This window comes from Streptomyces sp. NPDC006463 (genome assembly GCF_042870715.1).
In the GTDB taxonomy this organism is placed as follows: domain Bacteria; phylum Actinomycetota; class Actinomycetes; order Streptomycetales; family Streptomycetaceae; genus Streptomyces.
The window spans coordinates 135,424-142,967 of record NZ_JBIAHP010000025.1; the positions used below are offsets into that span (position 1 = coordinate 135,424).

Consider the following 7,544-nt stretch of genomic DNA (forward strand, 5'->3'; position numbering starts at 1 on the left):
AGGATGGGGGCATGTCGAGAAACGTTCTGCGGGTTGCCGGGGCCGCCGCACTCGCCGTTGTGCTGGCCGGGGCTGGCGGCTGTTCCGACAGTGGGGAGGAGAAGCCGAAGGCCGACGGCACCAAGCCGGCCAAGCCCCTCAAGTGGGGCGACTGCCCCGCCCCCACACCGCTGGAGGGCGGCGGCCAGGTCCCGCCCAAGGACTGGCAGTGCGCCACCCTCGACGTGCCCCTCGACTACGCGAAGCCCGAGGGTGAGACCATCCCGCTCGGCCTGATCCGCGCCAAGGCCCGCGACCAGAAGAACCGCATCGGCTCCCTCGTCTTCAACTTCGGCGGCCCCGGCGGCTCCGGCATCACCACGCTCCCCGGCGCCGCCAAGGAGTACGAGGCCCTGCGCTCCCGCTACGACCTGGTCAGTTTCGACCCCCGCGGGGTGGGCCGCAGCGTCCCCGTCCGCTGCGAGGACGACAAGCAGCTGGACGAGTACTACGCGCAGGACTCCTCCCCCGACACCCCGCAGGAGGAGAAGGACTTCGTCGACAACATCCGCGGCTACCAGCGGGCCTGCCAGAAGAACTCCGCCAAGATCCTGCCCCATGTCAGCACGTCCGACGCCGCCCGCGACATGGACCGGATCCGCCAGGCCCTCGGCGACGAGAAGCTGCACTACTTCGGGATCTCCTACGGGACCGAGCTCGGCGGGGTCTACGCCCACCTCTTCCCGAAGAACGTCGGCCGGGCCGTCTTCGACGCGGTCGTGGACCCGACCAAGACCTCCGAGGAGGGGGCGCTGGCCCAGGCGAAGGGATTCCAGCTCGCCCTCGGCAACTTCGCGCAGGACTGCGTGGACCGCGGCGACGAGTGCAGGCTCCCGGGCAGCACGGCCAAGGAGATCGAGGACGGCGTCATCAAGCTCCAGAAGGACCTGGCCGCGCACCCCATCCCGGGCGTCGGCGACCGGATGCTGACCGAGAGCGCGGCGACCAACGGCATCGCGCAGGCCCTGTACTCCAAGGAGCTGTGGCCGCTGCTGGAGCAGGGGCTCGACGAGGCGGACGGCGGGCAGGGACAGCTGCTGATGGCCCTGTCCGACGCGCTCAACGGCCGTGACCAGCAAGGGCATTACAGCAACATCGGCGCGGCCAACACCGCGATCAACTGCGCCGACTCCAAGGACCGTTACTCCCTGGAGCAGACCAAGTCGAAGCTGGCGGCGTTCCGTTCGGCCTCGCCCGTCTTCGGCGACTTCCTCGGCTGGGCGATGATGAGCTGCACCGACTGGCCGGTCGCGGGCGCCTGGGAGACCCCGGACGTCTCCGCCCCGGGAGCCGCCCCGATCCTGGTGATCGGCAACACCGGCGACCCGGCCACCCCGTACGAGGGCGCCCGCAAGATGGCCGAGCGGCTCGGCCCCGGCGTCGGGGTGGAACTCACCTACAAGGGCCAGGGGCACGGTGCGTACAACAGCGGCGACATGTGCGTGCAGGACGCGGTGAACGCGTACCTGCTGGAGGGGAAGACCCCCGCGGCCGGCACCGTCTGCACCGCGGGGGCGGCCCCGAGCGCGACCCCGGCCGTGCCGCCGACCGCCCCGCCGACCGGGGCCGCCCCCGTCTGACCCGCCGGCCGCCCGCCGCCCGCCGCCACCCGCCAGCCGCCAGCCGCCGACCGCCACCCGCCAGCCATCGACCGTCGGCCGCCACCCGCACCCCGGACACGCCGAAGGGGCCGCACCCCGGACCTCGCGGGTGCGGCCCCTTCGGGGCGTGGCTAGTAGACCGGCTTGTCGGGCTCGATCTGGTGGACCCAGCCGATCACGCCGCCGCCGACGTGGACCGCGTCCGAGAAACCGGCGGACTTCAGGACCGCGAGGACTTCCGCACTGCGGACACCCGTCTTGCAGTGCAAGACGATGCGCTTGTCCTGCGGCATGTCCTGGAGGGCGGTGCCCATCAGGAACTCACCCTTGGGGATCAGCTTCGCGCCGGGGATCGAGACGATCTCGTACTCGTTCTTCTCGCGGACGTCGATGATCTCGATCTTCTCGTCCGCGTCGATCCACTCCTTGAGCTGCGCCGGAGTGATCGTCGAGCCGGCGGCCGCCTCCTGGGCCTCCTCCGACACGACGCCGCAGAAGGCCTCGTAGTCGATGAGCTCGGTGACGGTCGCGTTCGGGCCGCAGACCGCGCAGTCGGGGTCCTTGCGGACCTTGACCTGGCGGTACTGCATCTCCAGGGCGTCGTAGATCATCAGGCGGCCGACCAGCGGCTCGCCCACGCCAGTGAGGACCTTGATGGCCTCGGTGACCTGGATCGACCCGATGGACGCGCAGAGCACGCCCAGTACGCCGCCCTCGGCGCAGCTCGGGACCATGCCCGGCGGCGGGGGCTCCGGGTACAGGCAGCGGTAGCACGGGCCGTGCTCGGACCAGAAGACCGAGGCCTGGCCGTCGAAGCGGTAGATCGAACCCCACACGTACGGCTTGTTCAGCAGCACGCAGGCGTCGTTGACCAGGTAACGCGTGGCGAAGTTGTCCGTGCCGTCGACGATGAGGTCGTACTGGCTGAAGATCTCCATCACGTTCTCGGCTTCGAGCCGCTCTTCGTGAAGGACCACGTTCACGTACGGGTTGATGCCCAGCACGCTGTCGCGGGCCGACTCGGCCTTGGAACGGCCGATGTCCGCCTGACTGTGGATGATCTGGCGCTGCAGGTTCGACTCGTCGACCTCGTCGAACTCCACGATGCCCAGCGTGCCGACACCGGCTGCGGCGAGGTACATGAGAGCGGGCGAGCCGAGGCCGCCCGCGCCCACGGCCAGCACCTTGGCGTTCTTGAGGCGCTTCTGGCCGTCCATCCCGACATCCGGGATGATCAGGTGGCGGGAGTACCGACGGACCTCGTCAACGGTGAGCTCAGCAGCTGGCTCTACCAGGGGTGGCAGCGACACGGGGACTCCGTAGATGGTTACGTCTTAACGGTGGTTCTCCCCGTAACACTGCCACGCCCGTCTTCATTCCAAGACACCTGTCCCGATGCGTGAGACGATTTCGTCCCAGTACGCGGGCATCGAAGCCCATGGATCCCGGTCCCGCGCACCGCGCCGGTCCGTGAACCAGATCGTGCCCGCGCCCTGCCAGCGGGCGATCCGCATCGCCTCCTCCAGGTGCGTGCGCGGCACCCCGTGGACGAGGTGGCAGAACCGCTCCGCCGGGTGGTCCGCGGTCCACTCCGCCACCTGCGACCAGCGGTAGTCCGACCAGGTTCCGGAGAAGGTCACCAGCTGGTCGGCGGCCTCCACGTAGCCCTCGTACGGGTGCGTGCCGTGCCCGAGGACGATCCGCACGTCCCCGCCGAGGCCGCGCAGGGTGTCCGCGACCCGGCGCACCGAGGCGAGTTCGGCCTTGCCCGCCGGGGCCTGCGCGAGGTAGAAACCGCCGACCCCGTACCAGTCGCGGAAGCGGTGGGCGTCGGAGACGAGCTCGCCGAAGGACCGCTCGCCGTCCCGCATCGCGAGATGGCCGAGGATCACGCCGCCCGCGCCGCGCAGCTTCGCGGCCGCCTCCGTGCAGTGCGGGTCGGGCCGCCCGCCCGGGCCGTCCGTGACATTGAGCACCGCCCAGTGCAGTGGGGTGCCGGGGCGGGTCAGCTCGGCCCACTCGACGGGCGCGAGGAGCGGGTGCGCGTAGCCGGGGATGCCGAGGCCGAGCCGGCCGGCCTCGGTCGCGGCGGCCGCGGGGGCGCCGGGCGGGGTGGTCAGATACGGCACGCCGCCTCCATCCAGATGTCCGCGAGCGACTCCTCCAGGTTGATCCTGGGCCGCCAGCCGAGCCGGTCGCGGGCGGTACGGACGTCGGCCTGCTGCCACGCCCCGCAGCCGTCGGGGTACGGGTACGGCGGCGGGGCCGCTGCCGCGAGCTGCTCGGCCGTCGCCTCGGACCGGGGGGACCCGATGGTGGCGAGTCCGGCCGGGCGGCCGGGGTGCCCGTGCGACTGCTGCGGCCCGCCGTGCGGTACGTCCAGCTCGTGCAGGGCGCCCCCGTAACCGGCGACCCTGGCCAGGACTGCGGCCGCGTCGCGCAGCCGGACCGCACGGCCGGTGCCGATGTTGACGACGCCCTGCGCGGCCGAGAGGGAGGCGGCGTGCACGGCCCGCGCCACGTCCCGTACGTCCACGAAGTCGCGCTGCACGCCGAGCCCGCTGAGCTTGAGCTCGCCGTCCCCGGACTGCATCGCGCGGCGCATGGCCTCCGCGAGGCGGCCGAGGGGCGATCCGGCGGGGGTGCCGGGACCGACGGGCGAGAAGACCCGGAGCACGACGGCGTCCAGTCCGGAGCCCAGCACCAGCTCGGTGGCGGCCAGTTTGCTGACTCCGTACGGTCCGCCGGGTCTCGGCACGGCGTCCTCGGCCGTGGACGATCCGGGCTGGCTGGGCCCGTACTCGGCGGCGCAGCCCAGCTGGACCAGGCGGGCCCCGCAGCCGCTGCGGCGCAGCGACTCGCAGATGGTGGCCACGGCGACGGTGTTGTGCCGGGTGAGCTCCCGGGCTCCGCCGCGGGTGGCGCCGGCGCAGTTGATGACGACGCCGGGGTGGACGGCGTCGAGGAAGCGGGTGAGCGCACCGGGGCTGCCGGTGGCGAGGTCGAAACGGACGTCGGCGTCGTCGCCGCGGCCGAGCGCGGTGAGCTGGACGGCGGGGTCGGCGAGCAGCCGGTCGGCGACGTAGCGGCCGAGGTATCCGTTGGCTCCGATCAGCAGCACCCTCATCGCGTGGCCCCTTGTTCGGTTGGCTGGCCGGTCATCTTCTGTTTCTCCTTGCGAGTGGATGGATGGGGCCGCGCATGGGCGGATGCGCGGGACAGCGCGAGGACGGCGTGTACGAGGAGTCCCGCCGCGGCGGCGGGGGCCGCCGCGGGGACCGGGACCAGGGCGAGCGCCAGGGCGGCGGCCACGGGTCCGCGGTGGGCTCCGTGCCGGAGCAGGAGCCGGGTCAGGAACAGCAGTACGGCGAGCGGCACGGCCGCCGTGAGCGGTGCTCCGGCGAGCGCGGCGGCTCCGGCGGCGGCCCCGGTGAACAGGGCGACGGCCGCGAGGAGCAGCGGCCGGGCCCGGTCGGCGAAGTCCTCCAGGGCGCGGCTCCCGGCGAGGCGGGCCCTGGCCGCGACGGCGAACGCCGTGGCGGCCAGGTGGGCGGGGGCGACGGCCAGGGCGAGGCCGACGGCGAGGGCGGCGCCGTGCCGGTGCGCGCCCCAGCCGACGGCGAGGGCGGCGAGCAGGTGCGCGGCGTACGGGAAGCGGCCCCCGGCGGCCCGCCCGGGCCACACCAGGGCGGCGACGGCCGCTGCCACGGCGGCTGGCCCGGCCCAGGCGGGTGCGGCGGCCGTGGCGCCGAACGCGAGGGCACCGGGCAGCAGCGCGAGGCCGAGGCCCCGGAGCGCCGACGGCCCGGCCGGGGCGGGGGTGAGCGCGGCTGCGGGTGCGGCGGCGTGCGGGGTCCGGGCGTACAGCTCCTCGGCGAGCGAGAACACGTCCCGGTGGCGGAAGCGCGCGGCGGTCCGGTCGGTGATGCCGTGGGCTTCCAGGCCGGCGGCGATCTCCAGCGGGTCGACGGCCCGTTCGCACAGGTCGCGGTGGCGGTGCAGGAGCGTCTTGACGGGATCTCCGCCACCTCGCCGCCGAGCGGTTTCGGCCGGCGCCGCACCCTTGCTGTGTCCCGCCACGGCGTGCGGGTCGACGGTGGTCATACGGCGGCCTCCGAGGCCGGGACTTCGGCCGGGGCCGCGGCCCACGTCGGGCTGGTCCAGTGCCCCGGCACGCGCGCCTCCGGGGGTCGGGCGAAGGGGACCTCCCCGTCCGGCCGGGCGGATCCGCGGGCGAGCAGCCGCAGGTAGATCTCCTGGAAGGCGGCCACGTTCTGCTCGACGGTGAAGAGTTCCAGGGCCCTCGCCCGGGCGGCCGCCCCGAGCCGCTGTGCCCGTTCGGGATCCCGCAGCAGCGAGAGGCAGGCGTCGGCGAGGGCCCGCGGATTGCGCGGCGGTACGACGAGCCCGGTGCCGCCGATGACCTCGCGGACCGCGCCGACGTCGGTGGAGACGGTGGCCCGGCCGCAGAACATCGCCTCGGCCAGGGTGATCGGGAAGCCCTCGATCACGGAGGACAGGACGACCACGCGCCCGGCGCCGTAGGCCTCGGCCGGGGAGGGTGCCTCGGGTCCGCCGATCTCCTCGAAGGTGACGGGGTTCTCCCCGACGGTGACGGCGTCGGCGGCCTCGTCGGGGAACAACTGCGCGGCCAGGGACCGGCAGTCGGCCAGGTAGCCGGGGGCCACGGCCGTGGCGAAGATCCGCAGCCGGGTTCCCGGCGCGGCCTTGCGGACCTCCGCGAAGGCGTGCAGCAGGGCGATGAGGTCCTTGGCGGGCTCTATGCGGCCGGCCCACACCAGGGTCTCCGGGTCCCCGCAGTCCACGTCCTCCCCGACGGTGGCGAATCGGTCCGCCTCCATCCCGGGATAGACGGTCCGCAGCCGGTCCCTCGGCGCCCCGCACCGCTCCTGCCAGCGCCGGGCGTGCGCGTTCCCGGGGGTCAGGAGGTCGGCCTGGGCGTAGATCTCCCCGGCCAGCCGGATGTGGAAGGCCGCGAGCAGGGCCCGTACGGCGGGCCGGGCCTCCTGGCTCTGGTCGAGGTAGTGGGCCCGCAGCTGGACGCCGTACTCGGTGACCAGCAGGGGGACCCCGAAGAAGCGTTTGGCCAGGAGCCCGGGGAGGGCCGCCACGCCGCCCGCGGCCGCATGGCAGATGTCGACCTCGCCGAGATTGCCCGGCTCCTCGTACCAGTCGAGGGACAACGGCCGGAGCATGCGCTCCAGTTCGTCCACGAACTCCAGCAGGTCCGGCACCTGCGCCGCCTGTACGGTGCGCCCCGCGCCCGGTGCCCGGCAGGCGGACTCCACCGCCCGCACCGCGGACTCGGAGCGCAGCGCCGCGTACAGGCCGCCCTGCTCGCGGGCGAGCCCGGCGAGCCCGTAGAGCCCGGCCTCGAAGGCCGGCGCCTCGCCGGCGCAGATCCCGTGGACCAGGTTCCGGAAGCAGTCCGCGAAGCGCCGGCGCTCACGCCGGCTGTACGTCCGCCCGTCGTCGGCCGGGGCCCACAGCGGGGCGGTCCGGACACGCGTGACGTGCTCGGGCAGAGGGACCCTGGTGCGTTCCTGCTCGGCGCTGCGGCTCAGTGCGTAGAGCTCGAACTCGTGCTGCGGGAGCCCGCGCACGAGCCGGTCGCACCACAGCCTCGCCTCTCCCGTGGCATACGGATAACCACCTTCCGTGAGCAGTCCGATCCGCACGAGTGGCACCCCCGATCTCCCGTTCCAGGCGGTCGTCGTCGGTCCGGCGACCCGCCGCGGAAGAACTCAAGCGGATATACCGAAGGCGCGACGGACGGATGTCCGTCGGGGCCCCCGCCGCCGGGGGGTGAGGTGTGATTATGACTAGCGTGGGGCGAGGGCGAGCCGGATCGGTGGGGGGGGTTCGAAGATGAGAGCGCCCCGG

General features: G+C 73.6%; 6 protein-coding genes. 1 reads left to right on the forward strand and 5 read right to left on the reverse strand.

What is annotated here, in order from left to right; translation table 11 throughout:
• The first annotated feature begins 11 nt into the window (after nucleotides 1-11).
• Nucleotides 12-1,619 (forward strand): alpha/beta hydrolase, encoded by a 1,608-nt coding sequence (locus tag ACFYOB_RS34070; RefSeq protein WP_388566800.1) that lies wholly within the window; start codon nucleotides 12-14, stop codon nucleotides 1,617-1,619.
• Nucleotides 1,620-1,771: 152 nt separating this feature from the next.
• Here the strand turns inward: ACFYOB_RS34070 and moeZ are convergent, their stop codons facing one another.
• The 5 genes from moeZ to pelF all read right to left on the reverse strand — a co-directional run bounded on the left by moeZ (nucleotide 1,772) and on the right by pelF (nucleotide 7,339).
• Nucleotides 1,772-2,950, reverse strand: a complete 1,179-nt coding sequence (gene moeZ, locus ACFYOB_RS34075) for an adenylyltransferase/sulfurtransferase MoeZ (RefSeq protein ID WP_388566803.1) — start codon at nucleotides 2,948-2,950, stop codon at nucleotides 1,772-1,774.
• A gap of 63 nt (nucleotides 2,951-3,013) precedes the next feature.
• Nucleotides 3,014-3,769 (reverse strand): spherulation-specific family 4 protein, encoded by a 756-nt coding sequence (locus ACFYOB_RS34080; protein ID WP_388566806.1) that lies wholly within the window; start codon nucleotides 3,767-3,769, stop codon nucleotides 3,014-3,016.
• Nucleotides 3,757-4,767, reverse strand: coding sequence for an NAD-dependent epimerase/dehydratase (locus ACFYOB_RS34085; RefSeq protein WP_388566809.1), 1,011 nt, complete (start codon nucleotides 4,765-4,767; stop codon nucleotides 3,757-3,759). The genes ACFYOB_RS34080 and ACFYOB_RS34085 overlap by 13 nt, the downstream gene beginning before the upstream one ends.
• On the reverse strand, nucleotides 4,764-5,744 hold the full coding sequence (locus ACFYOB_RS34090) for a hypothetical protein (protein ID WP_388566812.1): 981 nt from the start codon (nucleotides 5,742-5,744) through the stop codon (nucleotides 4,764-4,766). The genes ACFYOB_RS34085 and ACFYOB_RS34090 overlap by 4 nt, the downstream gene beginning before the upstream one ends.
• Nucleotides 5,741-7,339, reverse strand: a complete 1,599-nt coding sequence (gene pelF / locus ACFYOB_RS34095) for a GT4 family glycosyltransferase PelF (RefSeq protein ID WP_388566814.1) — start codon at nucleotides 7,337-7,339, stop codon at nucleotides 5,741-5,743. Before pelF ends, ACFYOB_RS34090 begins: the two co-directional genes overlap by 4 nt.
• Nucleotides 7,340-7,544 lie beyond the last annotated feature (205 nt).

Bases quoted from the DNA above. Each gene is read 5' to 3' on its own strand.
- ACFYOB_RS34085 (WP_388566809.1), bottom strand. From the start codon at position 4,767: ATGAGGGTGCTGCTGATCGGAGCCAACGGATACCTCGGCCGCTACGTC.
- ACFYOB_RS34090 (WP_388566812.1), bottom strand. From the start codon at position 5,744: ATGACCACCGTCGACCCGCACGCCGTGGCGGGACACAGCAAGGGTGCG.
- ACFYOB_RS34070 (WP_388566800.1), top strand. From the start codon at position 12: ATGTCGAGAAACGTTCTGCGGGTTGCCGGGGCCGCCGCACTCGCCGTT.